At 35.7% G+C, this 19026-nt stretch carries 18 protein-coding genes and 1 riboswitch; of the genes, 5 read left to right on the top strand and 13 right to left on the bottom strand.

Annotated features, from left to right (window positions below; genetic code table 11):
- Window positions 1–30: 30 nt before the first annotated feature.
- From BN1242_RS03360 to BN1242_RS03355, 3 genes are all read right to left on the bottom strand, one after another.
- The gene (locus BN1242_RS03360) at window positions 31–510 is read right to left on the bottom strand and encodes a PaaI family thioesterase (protein ID WP_062351276.1); all 480 of its coding nucleotides are present in this window, start codon (window positions 508–510) and stop codon (window positions 31–33) included.
- A 53-nt stretch (window positions 511–563) separates the two neighbouring features.
- Window positions 564–773 carry a DUF6930 domain-containing protein gene (locus BN1242_RS13885; RefSeq protein ID WP_420805999.1) on the bottom strand — a complete coding sequence of 70 codons (210 nt, stop codon included), beginning with the start codon at window positions 771–773 and terminating at the stop codon, window positions 564–566.
- Window positions 774–847: 74 nt separating this feature from the next.
- On the bottom strand, window positions 848–1273 hold the full coding sequence (locus tag BN1242_RS03355) for a hypothetical protein (RefSeq protein WP_062351273.1): 426 nt from the start codon (window positions 1271–1273) through the stop codon (window positions 848–850).
- 318 nt (window positions 1274–1591) lie between these two features.
- Window positions 1592–1773: riboswitch (cobalamin riboswitch) on the top strand.
- Window positions 1774–1897: 124 nt separating this feature from the next.
- On the opposite strand from BN1242_RS03355, the gene BN1242_RS03350 reads away from it, so the two are divergent.
- The 5 genes from BN1242_RS03350 (at window position 1898) to BN1242_RS03330 (ending at window position 7796) form a co-directional block, all read left to right on the top strand.
- On the top strand, window positions 1898–3748 hold the full coding sequence (locus BN1242_RS03350; RefSeq protein WP_062351271.1) for a DUF4430 domain-containing protein: 1851 nt from the start codon (window positions 1898–1900) through the stop codon (window positions 3746–3748).
- Window positions 3749–3811: 63 nt separating this feature from the next.
- Entirely contained in the window at window positions 3812–4534 is a 723-nt protein-coding gene (locus tag BN1242_RS03345) for a DUF4430 domain-containing protein (RefSeq protein WP_062351269.1), read from the top strand.
- 51 nt (window positions 4535–4585) lie between these two features.
- Window positions 4586–5470: an energy-coupling factor transporter transmembrane component T gene (locus tag BN1242_RS03340; RefSeq protein WP_062351267.1), complete on the top strand. Its 885-nt coding sequence runs from the start codon at window positions 4586–4588 to the stop codon at window positions 5468–5470.
- On the top strand, window positions 5443–7104 hold the full coding sequence (locus BN1242_RS03335) for an ABC transporter ATP-binding protein (protein ID WP_062351265.1): 1662 nt from the start codon (window positions 5443–5445) through the stop codon (window positions 7102–7104). The genes BN1242_RS03340 and BN1242_RS03335 overlap by 28 nt, the downstream gene beginning before the upstream one ends.
- Window positions 7089–7796, top strand: a complete 708-nt coding sequence (locus tag BN1242_RS03330) for an ECF transporter S component (RefSeq protein WP_062351263.1) — start codon at window positions 7089–7091, stop codon at window positions 7794–7796. The genes BN1242_RS03335 and BN1242_RS03330 overlap by 16 nt, the downstream gene beginning before the upstream one ends.
- A gap of 273 nt (window positions 7797–8069) precedes the next feature.
- Here BN1242_RS03330 and BN1242_RS03325 read toward each other — a convergent pair whose 3' ends face one another.
- From BN1242_RS03325 to BN1242_RS03280, 10 genes are all read right to left on the bottom strand, one after another.
- On the bottom strand, window positions 8070–9599 hold the full coding sequence (locus BN1242_RS03325; RefSeq protein ID WP_062351260.1) for an AbgT family transporter: 1530 nt from the start codon (window positions 9597–9599) through the stop codon (window positions 8070–8072).
- Window positions 9600–9868: 269 nt separating this feature from the next.
- Window positions 9869–10171: a hypothetical protein gene (locus BN1242_RS03320; protein ID WP_062351257.1), complete on the bottom strand. Its 303-nt coding sequence runs from the start codon at window positions 10169–10171 to the stop codon at window positions 9869–9871.
- A gap of 28 nt (window positions 10172–10199) precedes the next feature.
- Window positions 10200–10928, bottom strand: a complete 729-nt coding sequence (gene cuyB, locus BN1242_RS03315) for a cysteate racemase (RefSeq protein WP_062351742.1) — start codon at window positions 10926–10928, stop codon at window positions 10200–10202.
- A 19-nt stretch (window positions 10929–10947) separates the two neighbouring features.
- Window positions 10948–11754: a C39 family peptidase gene (locus tag BN1242_RS03310; protein WP_062351254.1), complete on the bottom strand. Its 807-nt coding sequence runs from the start codon at window positions 11752–11754 to the stop codon at window positions 10948–10950.
- A 52-nt stretch (window positions 11755–11806) separates the two neighbouring features.
- Window positions 11807–13651, bottom strand: a complete 1845-nt coding sequence (gene asnB, locus BN1242_RS03305; RefSeq protein ID WP_062351252.1) for an asparagine synthase (glutamine-hydrolyzing) — start codon at window positions 13649–13651, stop codon at window positions 11807–11809.
- Between the two features lie 120 nt (window positions 13652–13771).
- Complete coding sequence (locus BN1242_RS03300) at window positions 13772–15274, bottom strand: UDP-N-acetylmuramoyl-L-alanyl-D-glutamate--2,6-diaminopimelate ligase (protein ID WP_203226033.1); 1503 nt, start codon at window positions 15272–15274, stop codon at window positions 13772–13774.
- Window positions 15275–15279: 5 nt separating this feature from the next.
- A complete protein-coding gene (locus BN1242_RS03295) occupies window positions 15280–16461 on the bottom strand; it encodes a carboxylate--amine ligase (RefSeq protein WP_062351249.1) in 1182 nt (393 codons plus the stop codon).
- Window positions 16462–16681: 220 nt separating this feature from the next.
- Complete coding sequence (locus BN1242_RS03290) at window positions 16682–17509, bottom strand: MetQ/NlpA family ABC transporter substrate-binding protein (protein WP_062351246.1); 828 nt, start codon at window positions 17507–17509, stop codon at window positions 16682–16684.
- Between the two features lie 32 nt (window positions 17510–17541).
- Window positions 17542–18204: a methionine ABC transporter permease gene (locus BN1242_RS03285; RefSeq protein WP_062351244.1), complete on the bottom strand. Its 663-nt coding sequence runs from the start codon at window positions 18202–18204 to the stop codon at window positions 17542–17544.
- Window positions 18197–18955 (bottom strand): methionine ABC transporter ATP-binding protein, encoded by a 759-nt coding sequence (locus BN1242_RS03280; RefSeq protein ID WP_062351241.1) that lies wholly within the window; start codon window positions 18953–18955, stop codon window positions 18197–18199. The genes BN1242_RS03285 and BN1242_RS03280 overlap by 8 nt, the downstream gene beginning before the upstream one ends.
- Window positions 18956–19026 lie beyond the last annotated feature (71 nt).

Raw genomic sequence — 19026 nt, 5'->3', positions numbered from 1 at the left:
TCCCCAAAATCTTTTAGGGACAGCTTTTGTTTATTCCTTCAAAAAACTGCTTGGCATGACGACTGCTGTGACATCACCGGTTGCACATAGTAAATCATTTGCATATACTTCCGTTAAGATTCGCCATTTTTTCGGATGAATTTCTTCAATTGTTCCAACTGCTTTTAACTGGATATTTTGAGGTGTCGGTTTTAAATAATCCACCTTTAAACTTCCTGTAACGAAGCGCGGAGGCTCGATTCCACTTCCTGGTTCATTGCCATTTTTTCGATGAAGTGCAATGGATGCGGAGCCAGTGGAATGACAATCGATCAATGAAGCAATGATTCCTCCATAAACAAAACCTGGAATGGCCATATGTTCTTGTTTTGGTTCATAGTAAGTGACTGTATTTTCGCCATCCCAATATGTCTTAAAATGGTGCCCCTTATCATTTAGTCTTCCACACCCATAACACCAGGCAATTTTTTCACTATATTCATCTTGAATTGCGACACGCTTTTCCACCATTTTCTCCCCCTGTAGTCCCTTTTTTTACCAGCTTTTCCTCGTGAAAAAAGTCATTAACTAAAAAAATCTTCGTCGTTTTCTGCTTGATTAATAATCATTTCCTTTATCATCGTCAATTCCTCTAGTTCCTCCAACAACTGCATCTCTACTGCCAATTGTTTCGTAAGAGGATGTAATTTATTATAAAGTTCTTCATTAGCTACTTGGATTCCCTTTGGTATAAAGCCAATCGTTTTTATTAATTCAAGAAATTGACGTTGAATATTTTCTGCTGAAAGTTAATCAATCCTTTTTAATAAATTTACTAACACGAATATTTCTTCCCTTTTTTAAGTAACTATTTTTCAGGGTTTAATGTAACGGAACTAATATAGTTTCCTTTATTTAAAGTAATTTCAATCGTTGCTGGACCAGCCGCTGCTTGAAACTGAAGTGTTCCAGAACCTTTTTGTTTTTCCGAGAAAACCTTTTTCCCATTCGCATCTTTCACAACAATTTTAATCACACTTTCCCCTTGAACATTATCAATCTCGATTACATTATCGTTTTTGATAGTAACTTGTTCACTTATCGTGTCTTTAGCATTATTTACCTCAAACCCCCAATTATAAGTAGTTCCTTGCACAGCTGTACTGACACTAATAGAGTTGGTGTGTGATGAAAAAGAAGCAAGTCCTAGGAAGGGAAAAATAATAAATAATAATCCTAATACCCCTACTAACCCAAAAACACCAATAAGTATGTACGACGATCCTTTTTTCATAAAATCCTCCCTACCCCATTTTTTAGCTTTTCAAAAATTAAATTAGCAGTAAAATCGACACTCCTACTTTACGATACGGATGTACCTTTCACTATGTTCCATCTTTTTTACTATTTTCAATTGTTTTCGATTAATAACACACTGTAATTTTAAAAATTCTAACTTTACTTTCTACCAATATACCATAATTTAAATCGTTTTCCTTAAATATTCGCAAATTATCCAAATGTTTCTTGCTTGACGCATACTAGATACTGGCTTATGATGAATTTAACTGAATATCGGAAAAATAGGTTGTTTCTGTTGGGAAATAAAGGAAACCGTTCTTAAAAAGATGGTTCTTTTGCAACAGTAACATTAAAAGGGAAGTTCGGTGAAAGTCCGACGCGGTCCCGCCACTGTAATTGGGAGTTCTCTTACTAAAGCCACTGTCTTTGATGGGAAGGCTAAAGAGAATGTTGAACATAAGTCAGGAGACCTGCCTATTTTTGCGCGCCGATAACCCTACGTGGATAGGGGGTGTGTCTGCAAAGGAACGTGTCGAGTTACTTTCCATAATGCATATACATCTCCTCCAGGGATGTTTTTTTTATGCCAAAAAACAATCATTGAGGAGGAAATACTATGTTTCAAAAACAACGCTGGCAATCTATTTTTATCACTTTCACAGTTATTCTCTTGCTTTTTGCTCAAAGCAGCGTTCTTTCTTTATCGACAGCGAATGCGGCCATTTTGGAAAACGGTGCGACCGTTACTGTTCTTAATGAAAAGGGAGAACCTGTTATTCAAACAACTGCCGTTCCTTTTGAGATTGGGGCTACTGCCGCAGATGTTTTAGAAAAAATAGCTAACGTTACATATGAGGAATCTGATTTCGGTGCCTTTATGACTGGAATTAACGGAATTTTCCCTGAAGGAGAAAGCTATTGGGGCTTTTTTATCAACGGGATAGAAGCAAATGAAGGAGCTCCAACATATAAGATTGAGAACGGAGATAATATTCTTTTTAAAATGACTCATTGGCCTCCAGTTATGGTTGACGCTACTGTTGTTATTAAGGATAAATTAGGGGCAGAAATTATTCCAAAAACAGAAGTAACCATTGTGAAAGGGGCAACAGCATATGATGCCTTAGTTCAAGCAACACTTGAACATAATTTATCAATTTCTGCTTCTGTTGATGACACTTGGCTTACCTTTTTAAATAATATCGGTGACATATTAGGCAACAATGAATATTTTGGTGCATATTTGAATGGCTCTTATATGGAGGTAGGCTTAGTTAGTTATTTGCTTACAGATGGGGACCAGCTCGAATTAAAAGTGGAATCTTACCAAACTAGTCCAGAAGAACCGTCCGAACCTGGTGACAAGGATCCGATTGGAGCCCCAGAACAACCGGATCAACCGGACAAAGGTCATGAACAGATAGATATCCAAAAGGCGATTGACTCTGCCATCCAATATATATCCAACAAAGATAATTTTGACTTTTTTACTGCTATAGCGTTCAATGGATTAAGTCTACCGATCCCAAATACGTACTTACAAAAAACAATTCAAGATATTGTCGATAAAGAAGCAAAGTTTCGTAATGTAACAGATTTAGAAAAGGCGATTCTAATAGTGACAGCTGCTGGAAAAGATGCCAATAATATTGCTGGTTACAATTTGATTGAACAACTTACGAATCACGAAAGACTATTGAATCAAGGATCGAATGGTGTTATTTTTGCTTTACTTGCGTTGGATAGTGCCAATTACCAAACACTGGAGAATAGTACTTGGAATAGAGACCAATTAGTCAACTCCTTATTGGAACATCAACTTTCTAATGGCGCATGGGCGTTGGCCGGAGATAATGGAAGTGCTGATATTACAGGAATGGCACTTGCAGCTCTTGCACCGTATCAAAATGAGGCGAATGTAAAAACAGCCATCAGAAACGCGGTCCAATGGTTAAGTAATTTCCAATCAGATTCTGCTGGCTTTTATGAGGCGTTTAATGGTGGTGAAGCTATCGAAACGGTTTCCCAAGTAATTATTGGTTTAACCGCCTTAAATATTGATCCAACGGGAAAATTATTTACAAAAGGGGAAACAAATTTAATTGATTTTCTCCTTGCCGCCCAACAGACCGATGGCGGATTTGCTCATTTACCTACGGATAACCAATCAAGTTCTATTGCAACTAGTCAAGCATTAATGGCACTTGCTGCCTATGAAAAGTTTGCTGAAGGAACAGGTTCTATCTATTCACTTGTTCAAAAATCAAAAGATCTAGAACAAGTTTCACCAGTAGAGGATACAAAGAATAGTGACACAACTAATCCTAAAGAAGAAAATGCGCAAGAAGGAAAACCACTACCAAATACAGCAACTGCCTATTACAATTTGTTGCTAATTGGCTTATCGCTTCTTTTATTTTCAGCTACCGCTTTTTATTATCATAGGAAAAAAATAACTACTAATTAATGTAGATAGGAGGCAAAGAATCATTCTTTTGCCTCATTCTTCCCCATGGAAAGGAGGCAGATGATGCGCTTTATAAAAAAACTTCTATTCTATTTTCTTGTTATTTTCTTATTGGTGATAACAGGCTGTGAAAAGGACTCCGTGTTACCGACTGACAAACATGACACGCAACTAACGGAACATAGAGAAGAGTTGGGCGAAGAACGAAAAGATTCCGATAACACTACCGATCATCCAGCAGAAAAACAAGAAGAAGATACTTCAACAGAAGATATTGAAAAGCATACAGACCGTACGAATGTAAAAGAACAAAAACAAAGTAAAGAAAACAACGAGGAAACTTCCAAAAAGGCGAGCACGACCAAAACGGAAGAAAAGCAAAACCGAACTGAAAACGATACAGCGAACACTTCAACACAAGAAGATGAACAAAAACAACCGCAACAAACAAAAAGTGAACAGGGTCCATACGTGTTTGTCACGATAAAAGCATTAGATGAAATTCTCATCCAAAAAACGAAAGTAGAAATTGTTAAAAATGCTACGATAATTAATGCCACTATTGATTTATTAAAAGGGAAAAAAATTGCCTTTGAAGTGAGGGGCAGTGGTTCGCAAACATATGTGGCGGGCATCGGTAATTATTATGAGTTTGATGACGGTCCACTAAGTGGTTGGCTCGTTAAAAAGAATGGAGTACTACTTGACCGAAGTTCTGGCTCTGTTAAAGTAAGTCACGGAGATGAAATTGAATGGATATATACAAAAGATTATACGAAAGAATAACTTCTTTAGGAGTTTTGCCAATAGGAAAACAGAGATTGGGATGGGCGATGTATGTATAAAAGTTATGACCGCTTCCATCCTTTTGTCTATTTACTATATTTCATTTTTGTTCTTACTGTTATTATGCTATACCAACATCCATTCTTTCTCTTATTTTCTAGTATCTCATTAGTTTTATTAAACATTGTTATTGATCAAGGAAAACAACTGAAAAAATGGCTCCCGATGATTATATTTATCACCAGTTTATTTTTTATCCTCACACCACTAATCAATCATCGTGGAAATTATATTTTGTTTTATTTAAAAAATCCAATCACATTAGAGGCAATTATCCAAGGTGTTATTCTGTCGTTAACTTTGTTTTCGATTATGGTTTTATTTGTAGCCTTTAATATGATTATTACTGCAGATAAATTTTTATTTTTATTTTCGAAATGGTTTCCGAAGTGGGCACTATTAATAATGCTAAGTATGCGTTTTGTTCCACTATTGAAAAGACGACTTCAAGAAATTATTGCCGTTCAAAAAAGCCGTGGCCTTTTTTTACGAGACATCCCGGTCAAACGACGGTTAAAGAATGGACTGTTATTTTTGCAAATATTATTAACTTGGTCACTGGAAGATGGCATTCAAACAGCTGATTCTATGAGTGCAAGAGGGTACGGCATACAAAAAAGAAGTAAATATACACCTTATCAATTTTATTTCACTGATCTCTTCACCATTATTATCTTAACTTTATTCGTTATCATTGCTGTATTCGGTTGGTGGCTAGGGGATGGGGTGCTTTCCATCCTCCCTATATTAGAGCCCATCTTATTAGAAGGAAGAGAATGGTTTTATTTTGCAATTTTTCTATTGCTCATTAGTTTTCCACTCATCAGTGAAGGAGGAGAAACTTTATTATGGCGTTACTGGAAACGAAAAATTTAACCTTTTACTATCCAGAAGTGACAAATCCAGCACTAAAAGATATTTCCTTACAAATTCATGAAGGGGATTTTGTCGTTTTGTGCGGTCCTTCAGGAAGCGGGAAGTCCACCTTATTGCGCCTTTTAAAGCGGGAAATTGCTCCTTTCGGTGATGTACGCGGAGAAATTCTTTATCGTGGCAAAAGATTGGCTGACTACAATGAAATAACGATTGCTAAAGAAATTGGGATGGTGTTTCAAGATCCAGAAAACCAACTAGTGATGGACCGTGGACTCGAAGAATTAGTATTTGGATTAGAAAATATCGGTATATCGACCGATGAAATGCGAAAAAAAGTGGCAGAGATTGTCCATTATTTTGGTATTCAAGCACTCCTTCAAAAGAAGATTCACTTACTATCTGGTGGGCAAAAGCAATTAATTAGTTTAGCCTCAGTTTTATTAATGGAGCCGAAATTAATTTTATTGGACGAGCCAACTGCACAGCTTGATCCGATAGCCGCGAAGGAATTTTTATCGATTCTCCAAAGAATGAACCAAGAATTTGGGATGACCGTTGTAATTGCAGAGCATCGCTTGGAGGACGTCTTTCCATCTGCGGATAAAATTGTCGTGTTAAACGATGGCGAAATTTTTCAAATAGGTGAACCGAAGAAAATTGTTGAACAAATTTGGACGAAGCAGTTAGAGAAAATGTATCCTTATGTACCAAGCCCGTCCCAGTTATATTTACAAATAAATCAACAAATAAAAATAGAAGACATACCACTAACCGTGCGTGATGGGAAAAAATGGCTACAATCGGTTACTATAGAGAAAAAGGATCACTCATTTACCGATTTACGGAATGAAACGATAGTAAATGAAAAAGCTTTACTATCATTAAAGAATGTGGAGTTTCAATATGATAAAGGGAGTGAAAAGATACTCAACCGGCTTTCACTCACAGTAAAAGAAGGGGATTGGCTTACAATCGTCGGTGCGAACGGAACAGGAAAGTCTTCCTTATTAAAAATTATGGCAAATATTCTTACCCCACAAAGAGGAACTATTTATGTAAATGGAAAAAAGTTGAAAAAAGATGCACCGTTGAAAATAGGTTATTTGCCACAAAATCCAAAACTGCTATTCGTTCATGACACTGTGCGAGAGGAATTATTCAGTGTGATAAAACAACATAAGATTAAAAACGGTGAGGAACGACTAAACAATCTGATTAACGACTTCAAAATCGCGGATATGTTAGATCGGCACCCATATGATATTAGTGGCGGCGAAATGCAAAAAGTGGCTTTAATTAGCACTCTTTTAACAGAACCACCATTAATCTTACTTGATGAGCCGACTAAAGGAATAGACCCAGAAGCAAGGGAAGAACTAGGGATGTTGTTAAAAGCATTACAGCAAAAGGGTTTAACAATTGTAATGGTTACTCATGATATTGAATTTGCTGCCAATTACTCTGATCATTGTGCAATGCTGTTTCTCGGGGATATTGCAGTTCATACAAAAACGGCAGAATTTTTCAAAGGCAACACTTTTTACACGACTGTCGTTAATCGAATTACCCGGGAAGCGAACGTACCAGAAGTAATTACCGTACGGGAGGCAATCGACAAGTGGAAAGTTATGTAAAACATAAAAAAGGCTATTCCCGATTTATCATTATTTTGATTAGTGTGGCGTTCATTGCACTCATTATTTCATGTCCTAATTTCATCATTAACCATTTTTATCTTACTAGTGTAATTTTTTTAGTCATAAGTTTCTTTCCGCTTTTCCTCCGCTTTGAAAAACGAAAAGTATCTAGTCGCGAACTTGTTATTTTAGCAATATTAGCTGCCATCGCCGCTGTAAGCCGAATACCTTTTGCTTCCATACCAAGTGTGCAGCCAACCACCTTTGTCATTATCATGACGGCCATCGTTTTTGGTGCGGAAAGTGGTTTTGTCGTGGGTGCATTAGCCGCTATTGTGTCTAATTTATTTTTAGGTCAAGGACCATGGACTCCTTGGCAAATGTATGGGTGGGGTATGATTGGATTAGTTGCCGGACTGTTAAATAATTCGTTGATATTGCAAAATAAATTTTCGAGGATTTTATTTGGCTTCTTTGCTGGGATTATTTTCGGTTGGATAATGAATTTGTGGGTGATTTTTAGTATGGGAACAGAATTTAACTTTAAGAGTTTACTCGTTTTTTACACTACGAGCTTTCCACACGATTTAGCACACGGGCTTTCCAATGCTTTTTTCCTAGCTGTTTTTGGGAATAGTTGGCTTAAGACATTGCGGAGATTTCAGAGGAAGTATGGGTTGCTTCTGTAAAAACAAAGGAATTGAACTTAAATTTTAAAAAATGCTTCCAATTTATTTAGAAGCTCAAATTTTTTTCCTAGTGTTCAAAAACAGCCCCCCTTAAACAGCTAATAAGTGATTATTGTGTAATTATCACATAATTAACGTAATTAAGGGGGAACAATATTATCCCAAAATTTATCCTATCAAAGCAAGATAATCTATTAAACTATAACATTTCTGTAAATTGCTTCATCAATACTTATTGTTAAAAGCTTGTCAATCCATTTTGTTTATAAAGGTTTAATTAGGATAGATTATCGGTGAACCAGGTCCCAAGTCCACGCCTGTTAAGATCCAGATAACTAGGAGGATGACCCAACCGATAGTAAAGATAATTGAGTATGGTAACATTGTTGAAATTAACGTGCCAATTCCAACTTTTTTATCATACTTTTGGGCGAATGCAATCACAACTGCGAAGTATGGCATTAGTGGCGAAATAATATTTGTCGTTGAATCAGCAACTCGATAAACAGCTTGTGTTAATTCTGGTGAAAAGCCAAACTCCATCATAATCGGTACAAAGACAGGTGCCATTATTGCCCATTTAGCAGAAGCACTACCAATAAATAAGTTAATAAATCCCGTTATTAAAATAAACATTAAAATTAGTGGTATTCCACTCATTCCGATATTATCTAAAAACTCTGCGCCACTTAATGAAAGGATGCGTCCGATATTCGTATGATTGAAATAAGCAATAAACTGCCCAGCCGCAAAAGCTAAGACAATATACATTCCCATCGTAGCCATCGTGTCTGATAATTGGGTGGCAACATCTTTATCATTTTTTATTTCCTTCGTTATTATTCCATAAACTAATCCAGGTACGAAGAAGAAAATTAATAAAATTGGCACTAAATTTTGTAAAAATGGCGACTCGACAAATTTACCCGTACCGCCTAATGGACCGAAATTAGGAATTGCAAGTAATACTAAAAGACCTGTTGTTATAATTAATGAAATAAATGCTCCCCATAAACCTTTCTTTTCTAGTGGCTTTAAATAATTAATTTCTTCCTGAACACCGCCAGTATATTTACCTAAGCGTGGTTCTACTATTTTTTCCGTAACTATTGTACCTAAAATGGTAATTAAAATGGTAGACGCAATCATAAAGTATAAGTTCATCGAATAGTTCATTTGTGCCGCATAAGCCGCATCAGATATTTTTGCTGCTTCAATCGTAAGTCCACCTAATAAAGGGTCTAGAGAAGTTAGTAGAAGGTTCGCACTGAAACCACCAGATACACCTGCAAAAGCTGCAGCCAAACCTGCTAAAGGATGTCTGCCTAATCCCGCAAACAATACTGCTCCAAGTGGTGTCAAAATTACGTAACCCGCATCGGCTGCCATACTTGACATAATTCCGCCGAAAACTAGTGCTGCAGTTATTAGTTGTTTCGGAACAGATGTTACTAACGCTCGTAAAGCTGCACTAATTAGACCAGAACGTTCAGCAATCCCGATACCTAACATCGTCACTAACACCGTTCCTAACGGAGCAAACCCAGTAAAGTTTGCAACAGCACTCTCAAACATGTACTGAATTCCTTCTTTACTTAGCAAATTAAAAACTTCAATCTTACCAGTTTCTGAAGAAGGATCCTCCACTGATACACCTAAACCAGACATTAATGCAGATAGTAGTACAATTATTCCTGCCAAAATAAAAAACAATGTAATAGGATGTGGCAGCTTATTCCCTACTCTTTCAATCCAATCCAATGACCGTAAAACAAAACCCCTTTTCTGTTCACTTGCTTCCAACCATACCTCTCCCTTCGTTTTTTGATTATTCCCATTATATGTCCTATAAAAAAGATAATGACATAATAAACTATTAATTTTTTATTTTAGCGCAGATTGTCGGAACTGTAAAATGAAAACTATTTATCCTCTATCTATAAAAAATATTCCTTGGAAGAAATAAAAAAGAGGCTGTCTAGTACGACGATCTTCCAACTTAACACAACCTTGTGTATTCAGAAGGAAACGAAGTACTTTTTCCGATAGCCTCAGACTCAGTATAGCTTATGTCACTTCACTAGTTTTCTCAACCGTTCTAATTCTCTTTTCAACTGTTGATTTTCCTTTTTCACTCTTTCATAATCTATCTCTTGTTGATTTGTTTGACTAAAGGGAGGTAAAATATTTATTTCATACCACATCTTTCCGTCATTTGCTTTTTTCGTTGTTAAAATTCTTAGTCTTGCAAATGGATAGAGCTTTTTAATAATATTTAACTCCTCATCCGACAGACGTAATTCACGAACGTAATGACCGTCATTTAAAGATTCGGTTAGAAATTGTTCAAAACTCGCCATGAGTTCTTGAGACATGTAACTCCCCCTTTATATACAAGCCAGTTTAATCAAACAAGCCAGTAGCACTTTTCAATTGTTTTCCTGAAAGTAAGACTGACTTTTCTACGAGTACTTCCATTGCATCCACAGTATAAGATTTTATATCCTCGGTTAATTTTATGCACGATAATTCCGTACATGCTAAAATTACACAATCACATTGTAAATTTTGCACAAAATCATTGACAAGGTCATTGAACTCCTGGATTTCCGTCGTTATTCCACCTTTGACCTTCGTATAAATAATATCCATTATTTGTGCTTGTTGTTGTTCGTTAGGTAAGACTAGTTGTATATCATATTTATCACACGCTTTTTTATAAATGCCGCTCCTAACTGTACCATCCGTTGCCATTAAAGCCACTTTAGCATTTACCCCATGCTTTTTGTAAATTACTTTGGCTGTTTCTTCAATCATGTGGATGATTGGAATTGTTGTCATTGCTTGCATCTCTTCATAATAGTAGTGTGACGTGTTGCAAGGAATGGCGATATGCTTTACCCCAGCCGTTTCTAATAGCTGGAAATCTGTCTTGACTGCACGTAAAAATGCATCTCCTGTTTGATTAATAATCGCTTCTGTACGATCGGGTAAGGTAGCATGATTTAAGATGACTGTATTAATATGGTCTTGGTCCTTTTCTGCGACCGTTTTTTCAACAAGTTTGTCAAAAAAAACAGCTGTTGCTTTTGATCCCATCCCGCCAATAATTCCTAATTTCATCTCTTCCATTTTATACACCTGAATTCTTTTATTTTTTCTTAATAACAACCGCATGACTGCCTAATGCTTGATATGATTGGAAAAATAATTTTGACTCGTATGTAACATGACCTTTTAATGGGTCCATTGCATAAATGTTTTTATCATGAAATCCATTTAAAACGACCGTATGCGAATTCGTTGGTGCCTGAAAGTATTCATCATTATGATAAAAATACCATGAATAGTTCATTTTAGGTAGGGATAAATCTTTCGTTACCCAAACAACAACAGGAGTCCCTGCTTTTAAATAATCCATTATTTCACTTTGCGTGCTTCCACTAATATCTTTCACGGTAAAATCGGCTTTCTTTTCTAGTAAAAAGGTTTCTACAGCTTCCACGACTGGCGGAGCATATACGAAAAACCCCGTATTTTCCCGCGGATTACCCGCATACGCACTATATGGATTTGGACCATATCGACGCCCATTTTTTACAGAAAAAGGCTGTTTCGGCAAATATTCATCTGCCAAAACAGTCTTGGAAACGACGAAACCATAATAATTCAATATAGAGGTAACGGCGGTAATTTCACATCCATGTGGTAGCTCTGGCAGTTGCATCACTTCATCCACTGGAATAAAAACTTCGGAAATTACCATGTCACCAGCCTCAGTTTGCGAAAAATCCTTAATATAACTAGGGATTTTTTGAACAGTTATGGTGTTGCTTTGTAATAGTGCTGTTCCTTCGCGGAAATGAAACCGATCCAATATTGCTGGATTCAGTTTCACAAATATAATTATTGCCAAACCAATAACGAAAATTATTTCAAAAAGGACTATTTTCCGCAATGAACAACCTCCTTTGTAGGAAGGCTATTTTGGGTATTTATTCGAATACAACTTATAATTCGATAAAATACTTTTGATACCAAACTAAAAATACATACACCGTCCAAATTTTCCTTGCGTGATTATGTTTTCCTTCATGGTGCTCATCAAGCATTTCTACTAGTTTTGTAGTATTGAAAAATTCCTTGACAAAGTCTCTTTGGAACATTTCTTTTACGAGATTGTAATATTTATCCTCTTTTAACCAATGACGAACTGGTACCGGGAAACCGACCTTTTTTCTGTTCGCCCATTCTTCCGGTAATACTTTCTCTGATGCTTTTCTTAATACATATTTCGTGTCTTTTTCATTAACACGTAAATGACTAGGAATTTCCCCTGCCATTTCCATTACTTTCTTATCTAGAAAAGGGACACGCAATTCAATCGAATGAGCCATACTCATTTTATCTGCTTTTAATAAAATATCACCTGGAAGCCATTGCTTTAAGTCTAAGTATTGCATTTTTGTTAATTCATCTTTATCTTTCACTTTTCGGTAGTGAGTATTGGTAATATTGAACACTGACGGCCCAGCTTGATACCTTTCCGTCAATACATCATTTGCTTCTGACTCTTCAAATATGATCGCTTGCCCGATGAATTTTTCCTCTATCGTTTGACCACCTTTTACTAAGAAACTAGTCAATTTATTTTTTGGTAATAATTTACTTGATTTAGAGATGAATCTTCGTATCGCAAACGGTATTTTTTCATATTTTACTAACTTTTTAGACTTTCTATACCAATCATAACCAGCAAAAATTTCATCGGCACCTTCTCCAGATAAAACGACCGTTACATGTTTACTTGCAAGTTGTGATAAGAAATATAACGGTACGGATGACAAGTTTGCCTGCGGTTCATCCATATAATATTGAATTTCTGGAAGTTTTTCGAAACATTGATCTGCATTAATTAATTCTCGATGGTTTTCGATGTTTAGTTTTTCCGATAATTCTTGAGCGATATTTGTTTCATTAAAAATACCCTCGTAATCTTTGAAACCGACAGAGAATGTTTTATTAGGTTGTAATAGAGCGGTTATATAACTAGAATCGACTCCTCCAGATAAAAAGGAGCCGACTTTTACATCGCTAATTTTGTGATACTCCACTGATTCCTGCATGGTGTTATTAATTCTTTTAATATATTCTTCTTCCGTACCTGCCTGTTCGTTAAAAGCAATATCCCAATATTGCTTAATTTCTATTGTTCCATTTTTATATAGCATGTAATGTCCTGGTTTTAATTTATAGACACCTTGGAAAAACGTTTCATCCATACCCGAATATTGGAATGTTAAATACGGTTTTAAAGCATCCCGGTTTAACTCTTTTTGAAAACTAGGATGTTGTAAAAATGTCTTTATTTCTGAACCAAAAAGGAATGATTGATCTGTTGTATTTTGCGTATAGTATAATGGTTTAATTCCAAAATGATCACGGGCTAATAATAAGCTTTCCGTATTTTTGTCCCAAATGGCAAAAGCAAACATTCCCCTAAGTTTTTGTAATATGTCTGGACCAAATTCTTCATAGCCATGGACAATTACTTCACTATCAGAGTGACTTTTGAACACATGACCTTTTTCAATTAACTGTTGGCGTATTTCTTGAAAGTTATATATTTCACCATTAAAAACTAATACAATACTTTTATCTTCATTGTACATTGGTTGACTTGCTTCATCTGTTAAGTCAATAATACTTAATCTCCGGAAACCAAATGTAACCTGTTTATCCGTAAAATAGTCACCACTATCGGGACCGCGATGCCTGATTGCCTCCATCATCGCTTGAATAATTTGTTCTTTGTTTGTTACATTGCTGTTAGCGAACCCAACAAAACCACACATGACCCATCACCACTTACTTTCTAATTACGTTTGTAATTTATTTTTTGACAATGTTGCTTTTGAAAAAATTTCTTGATTTATATAGAGATTGAATTCCAATAGAACAAAATCAACAGTCCATTAAAAAGGAGTTTTTGAAAAATATTCGAGGACAATTTCCTTCTCGTTAAAAGGAATTTCTTCTTTACCAATTACTTGGGACGTTTCATGCCCTTTCCCTGCGAGTAATACCGTATCATTTGGTTGACATATTTGTAATGCATAGATAATCGCTTCCTTACGATCTATTCTTATCGCATAGTTGCCATTTTCCTCTTCCATTGCCGCTACAATTTCATTAATAATGGCATTTGGATCTTGTTCCTTCGGGTTATCGGAAGTTACGACGGAAAAATCAGCATAACGAGCAGCCACTTTGCCCATTGCTCTTCGTTTATCCTCCCCCAATTTACCAGGTGCTGCATATACACCAAAAACGACGATTAAGCGACCTTTCGTAAAAGGTCTTAATGTTTCTAACGCTTTTTGCAAGCCATCTTCTGTATGAGCAAAGTCAATAACGACTTTTTTATCCTTTTCATGATAAATCACTTCAAATCGTCCTTTAATATTCGTTACTGACGCAATACCTTTTTGAATGACGCTAACCGGGATTTGATGTAAATACGCACAACTAATCGCTGCTAAGGAATTATATACATTCACTATTCCAGGAATATTGACTGTCACTGTGAAACTTCCACTAGGTGTGAGACATTCATATTCCGTAAAATTTTCCGACTGACAAATATGGCGAGCTTGAATATGTGCGCGGTTATCTAATCCGTATGTTATTAATTTTGCTTTGTACGGTTCCACAATTTCCGCTAATCTAGCACCATACTCATCATCTATATTAATGACGTTATAGTCAGATGACAACTGAAATAATTGTGCCTTAGTTAAAAAATATTCTTCCATCGAATGGTGTAATTCTAAATGATCTGGCGACAAATTAGTAAAGATTGCTGTGTTGAATTGACTATATGCTACCCGGTTTAAACTAATCGAATGGGAAGAAACTTCCATAATACAGTTCTCAATTTTTTCCTTCACCATTTTGGAAAAAATTTGTTGTAAGTTTAATGATTCTGGAGTAGTATTATTATTTTTTATTTGTTCGTTTTGAATAAATGTACCAATTGTGCCGATTACTCCATTCGATTTCTCCGCTACGTCCAATATTGATTTTAAGAAAAATGACGTGGATGTTTTACCATTCGTACCCGTTATTCCAATTAAATTCAATTTTTCCGTTGGATGGTTATAAAAGTTAACAGAAACTTTAGCCAAGGCAGCCCGACTATCTGGAACTTTTAATACGGTGACACCTTCTTCTACCCATACATCTTTTTCGACGATTACCGTCTTTGCCCCTTTTGCAATGGCATTATTAATGAACCTGTGGCCGTCAACCGTAAAACCAGTTACTGCCACAAACAAACCGTTTTTTTCAACTTTTCTTGAGTCATAAGCTATTGATGATATATCAATATTTAGACTTCCTTGAATTAATTCATATGTTAAATCTTCCACTAATTTTGTTAATAACATAGCACCATCTCCGTTAATCTCATGTTTCATTGAAATTATCTCTTCAGTTTTTTCATTGCTTTTTTCCATATCATTTTTGCAAAGACTAATCCTGGTTTAGGGTCTTTCCAATCCCAAATGGCATACGCCTTTTTCGCAAATAAGGATCGGATTACTTGCCCTAATGTTAGTTGTTTTGTTTTTAAGTAATCTTTAATTGCAAGAAAATCTTCATATGCATACCAAAAGTACGTATTTGTATCATGTTTAATGGCTGATGGAGGTAATGGATTGCCTGTGAGCTCACGATATAAAATATATGGGAAATTCATACCAATTTTATATAATAAACTGTTAAAATTTGTTGTTCGGACGTTTAATTCTATTAAATAGTATTGTCCAGTTTCGGCATCTTTTTTAAATTCAATTTCAACAAAACCTTTGAAGCCAATTCCTTCTAAAAATTTCGCCCCAATATCATACAGTTCTGGCACGTATTTTTGGCCAGTATATACAGAAGCACCAAAGTTTATTGGAAATTGCCGTTGTTTTTGACATGTTACCCAATGAACAACTTTTGAGTCGTTATTTAAATAAGCATCAAAAGTGTACATATGGTCATCGAAACCAGGGATAATTCGCTGAACAATAACTTCTAAATTTGCCTCTTTCGCTTGGTTTATGGCATCTAATAGTTGTTCTTGATTATGAACTTTAAAAATCTTTCTTCTAAATTTAGCGACAAATGCTGGTGAATCGGTAGGCTTGACAATACATGGATATTTAATCATCGTGTCTACTTTTTCTAATAAATTTTCATCATCCACAGATAATGATTCAGGAACTAATACTTGAAAATCTTTCGCTAAATCATAAAGAGAGCCTTTATCCATTGCCTTCGTATATAAGCCTTGTTCGATATCCAATAATAAATAATATTTTTTTAGCTCATGTAAATATTCATCGATAATTTCTACATAATTGTCATGGCATGGGATTAGGACAGGTGGCTCGGTTTGTTGTTTGGCATAGTTAATGAGAAAGTCAATAAATTGTCGTTTTTCTTCCTTATAGTGGGGGGCTATTAACGTTTCTGAACAATATTTTGATTTTGTTCCATATGTATCTTTTTCCGAATAGTCAATTGCCACGGTATGAATGCCATGGACACCTAGACTTCTAATAACGCTTAATCCAATATAGTAGTTGTTGCCTAAAATAACTGCTTTATTTTCCATTTTAAAAACCCCTCTATTAATACACATTTACGAGTATGTTCTGTTAAATACTTAATATATAAATATTGACATACAAGGGTATGAATTTCAAGATTTACATCAAGCTTAACAACATTTACTAACAGGAAAAAGGGATTAGAATCCCTACGGTATATATAGCTCGAATCGCTATATAGAATCGTATGTAGGATTCTAATCCCTTATGTTCTAGTTTCTGCTATTAAAAAGCTGGTATTGCTGTTTCGTTATAATTTTCTTCTAAAAACTTCTTCACTTCCGGTCCTGTCATCTTTTCAGCTAACTTTTTAATTAACTCAGAATCGGCATTGTCTTTCCTTGCTACTAACGTAATCGCAAACTCAGATTCTAAACCTTCTGTAATTAATGCGTCCTTTTTCGGTGTTAAACCGAGTGGAGCGGCATAAGCAGGTGTCATGACTACTATATCAGCTTCATCGTACATTCTTGCTAACATTAATAAGTCTACTTCTTTAAATTTTAAGTTTTTTTCGTTTTCAATAATGTCCTTTTGTGTCGTTTGAGTTACTTCGACCCCATCTTTAAGTTTAATAACACCGTGGTTGTGTAACAGAACGAGGGAACGACCAATATTCGTTGAGTCATTTGCAATGGCAACGGATGCTCCGTTTGGAACTTCATCGATTGATTTGTATTTTTTTGAATAAACACCATAAATAGCATGATAGATCGGTGTAATTGGAACAAGCTCTGTTCCTTTATTTTCATTATATTCCTCCATATATGGTACGTGTTGGAAAAAGTTAGCGTCTACTTCTTTGGCCGCTAACGCATCATTTGGTTGCACATTATCGGATAATACTTCTACTTCTAAGTTAATCCCTTCTTCTTTTAAAAGCGGTTTAACGACATCTAGGATTTCCGTCATCGGCGGAATTAATGATGCTACTCGTAATGTTTGTTCTTCTTGATTCGTATTCGCGTTGTTACCTTCTGTATCCTTTTCATTTTTCCCACATGCAGATAATACTAACATCGCCGTAAGTAAAAATAATACTATTTTCTTCATTTAAATATACCTCCATTATGTAATAGGTTTTGTTACCGTTTGTCCAACATTCTCGAGACGGTTGTTCCAGTAAACTGAATAATGGTAACGAGAATAATCATGATAATAATCATGTAATTCATTAATTCTGTTTCAAAACGTTGATAGCCATAACGAATGGCAAAATCACCAATTCCACCGCCGCCTACTACTCCCATAATAGTCGAATAGGAGATGAAACTAATCGTAGAGGTTGTTAAGCCGAGTACGAGCCCAGACCTTGCTTCTACAAAAACAAACTTATAAATAATTTCAAAGGTAGAAGCTCCCATTGCTGTTGCCGCCTCAATCACTCCTTTCGGCACTTCAAGCAGAGCTTGTTCTACTAGGCGTGAATAATAGGCGATAGCAATAATAGATAATGGTACCGTCGAAGCAATTGTCCCCATCGCCGTTCCAATTAACCAGCGGGTAAATGGGATTAAAAATACAACAAGCAATAAGAATGGAAAGGAACGAACCACATTGACAAAAATATTCAGTGTGGAAAAGATAGGACGGTTTTCCATCATGGAACCTTTTCGTGTTAAAAATAATAATGTTCCTATCGGCAGGCCAATGAACACAGCAGCCAAAATAGAAATCCCTACCATAATGAATGTTTCTACTATTGATTGCCATATTTCTGTTTGATATAAAATAAGTACTTCAGGCATTTTGGATAGCCTCCTTCTTTAACTGTTCCACGAACCAACTTGGGTCATGATTGGCAGTTGCTAAACCACGAGGCTCTATTTCCAAAGTTTCATAGACTTGTCCATTATTGAGTACCGTTACTTGATTACAAATACTTTTAATCACATTCATTTCGTGACTTACTATGACGATTGTGACACCTAGTTGTTCATTAATCATCTTTAATACACGCAAAATATCACCGGTCGTGTTTGGATCGAGTGCTGATGTTGGTTCATCACATAAAAGGATAGAAGGCTTGTTTGCTAACGCCCGTGCAATTGCAACTCGTTGTTTTTGACCACCACTTAATTGAGCCGGATACTTTGCTCGTTGATCCTCAAGACCGACAAAACGTAAACATTCGATTACTCGATTATTTATTTCTTTTTTTGGAAATCGTGCTAGTTGTAAGGATACAGCGACATTATCAAAAACAGTCTTGTTATGGACGAGATGAAAATGCTGAAAAATCATTCCAATCGAGCGTCTTGCTTCACGTAATTTTTTCTGTTTTAATTTCGCAATATCGTTACCTTCAATTATTACTTCTCCACTATCTGGGGTTTCCAATAGATTAATGATTCTTAATAAAGTTGATTTTCCCGCTCCACTCGCTCCGATAACGCCATGAATATTCCCTTTACTAATCGTTAAATTAACTGATTGAATCGCATGAAACTGTTTTGAACCTTGTGGATAGGTCTTACTAACATTTTTCAATGTAATCATTTGTTTCACCCTTTCTACAGTGGCAATAGGGTTAAATTTGTTTCATTTTCCTACTATACATTTATTCACTA

Source organism: Bacillus kwashiorkori, assembly GCF_001375515.1.
In the GTDB taxonomy this organism is placed as follows: Bacteria; Bacillota; Bacilli; order Bacillales; family Caldibacillaceae; genus Bacillus_BK; species Bacillus_BK kwashiorkori.
This window is presented reverse-complemented; position numbering and strand designations above follow the sequence as displayed.

What these genes read in the sequence shown, in the direction of transcription:
- BN1242_RS03360 (WP_062351276.1), bottom strand. Translation starts at nt 510, where the DNA reads ATGGTGGAAAAGCGTGTCGCAATTCAAGATGAATATAGTGAAAAAATT.
- BN1242_RS03355 (WP_062351273.1), bottom strand. Translation starts at nt 1,273, where the DNA reads ATGAAAAAAGGATCGTCGTACATACTTATTGGTGTTTTTGGGTTAGTA.
- BN1242_RS03350 (WP_062351271.1), top strand. Translation starts at nt 1,898, where the DNA reads ATGTTTCAAAAACAACGCTGGCAATCTATTTTTATCACTTTCACAGTT.
- BN1242_RS03345 (WP_062351269.1), top strand. Translation starts at nt 3,812, where the DNA reads ATGCGCTTTATAAAAAAACTTCTATTCTATTTTCTTGTTATTTTCTTA.
- BN1242_RS03340 (WP_062351267.1), top strand. Translation starts at nt 4,586, where the DNA reads ATGTATAAAAGTTATGACCGCTTCCATCCTTTTGTCTATTTACTATAT.
- BN1242_RS03335 (WP_062351265.1), top strand. Translation starts at nt 5,443, where the DNA reads ATGGCGTTACTGGAAACGAAAAATTTAACCTTTTACTATCCAGAAGTG.
- BN1242_RS03320 (WP_062351257.1), bottom strand. Translation starts at nt 10,171, where the DNA reads ATGTCTCAAGAACTCATGGCGAGTTTTGAACAATTTCTAACCGAATCT.
- cuyB (WP_062351742.1), bottom strand. Translation starts at nt 10,928, where the DNA reads ATGGAAGAGATGAAATTAGGAATTATTGGCGGGATGGGATCAAAAGCA.
- asnB (WP_062351252.1), bottom strand. Translation starts at nt 13,651, where the DNA reads ATGTGTGGTTTTGTTGGGTTCGCTAACAGCAATGTAACAAACAAAGAA.
- BN1242_RS03300 (WP_203226033.1), bottom strand. Translation starts at nt 15,274, where the DNA reads ATGAAACATGAGATTAACGGAGATGGTGCTATGTTATTAACAAAATTA.
- BN1242_RS03295 (WP_062351249.1), bottom strand. Translation starts at nt 16,461, where the DNA reads ATGGAAAATAAAGCAGTTATTTTAGGCAACAACTACTATATTGGATTA.
- BN1242_RS03290 (WP_062351246.1), bottom strand. Translation starts at nt 17,509, where the DNA reads ATGAAGAAAATAGTATTATTTTTACTTACGGCGATGTTAGTATTATCT.
- BN1242_RS03285 (WP_062351244.1), bottom strand. Translation starts at nt 18,204, where the DNA reads ATGCCTGAAGTACTTATTTTATATCAAACAGAAATATGGCAATCAATA.
- BN1242_RS03280 (WP_062351241.1), bottom strand. Translation starts at nt 18,955, where the DNA reads ATGATTACATTGAAAAATGTTAGTAAGACCTATCCACAAGGTTCAAAA.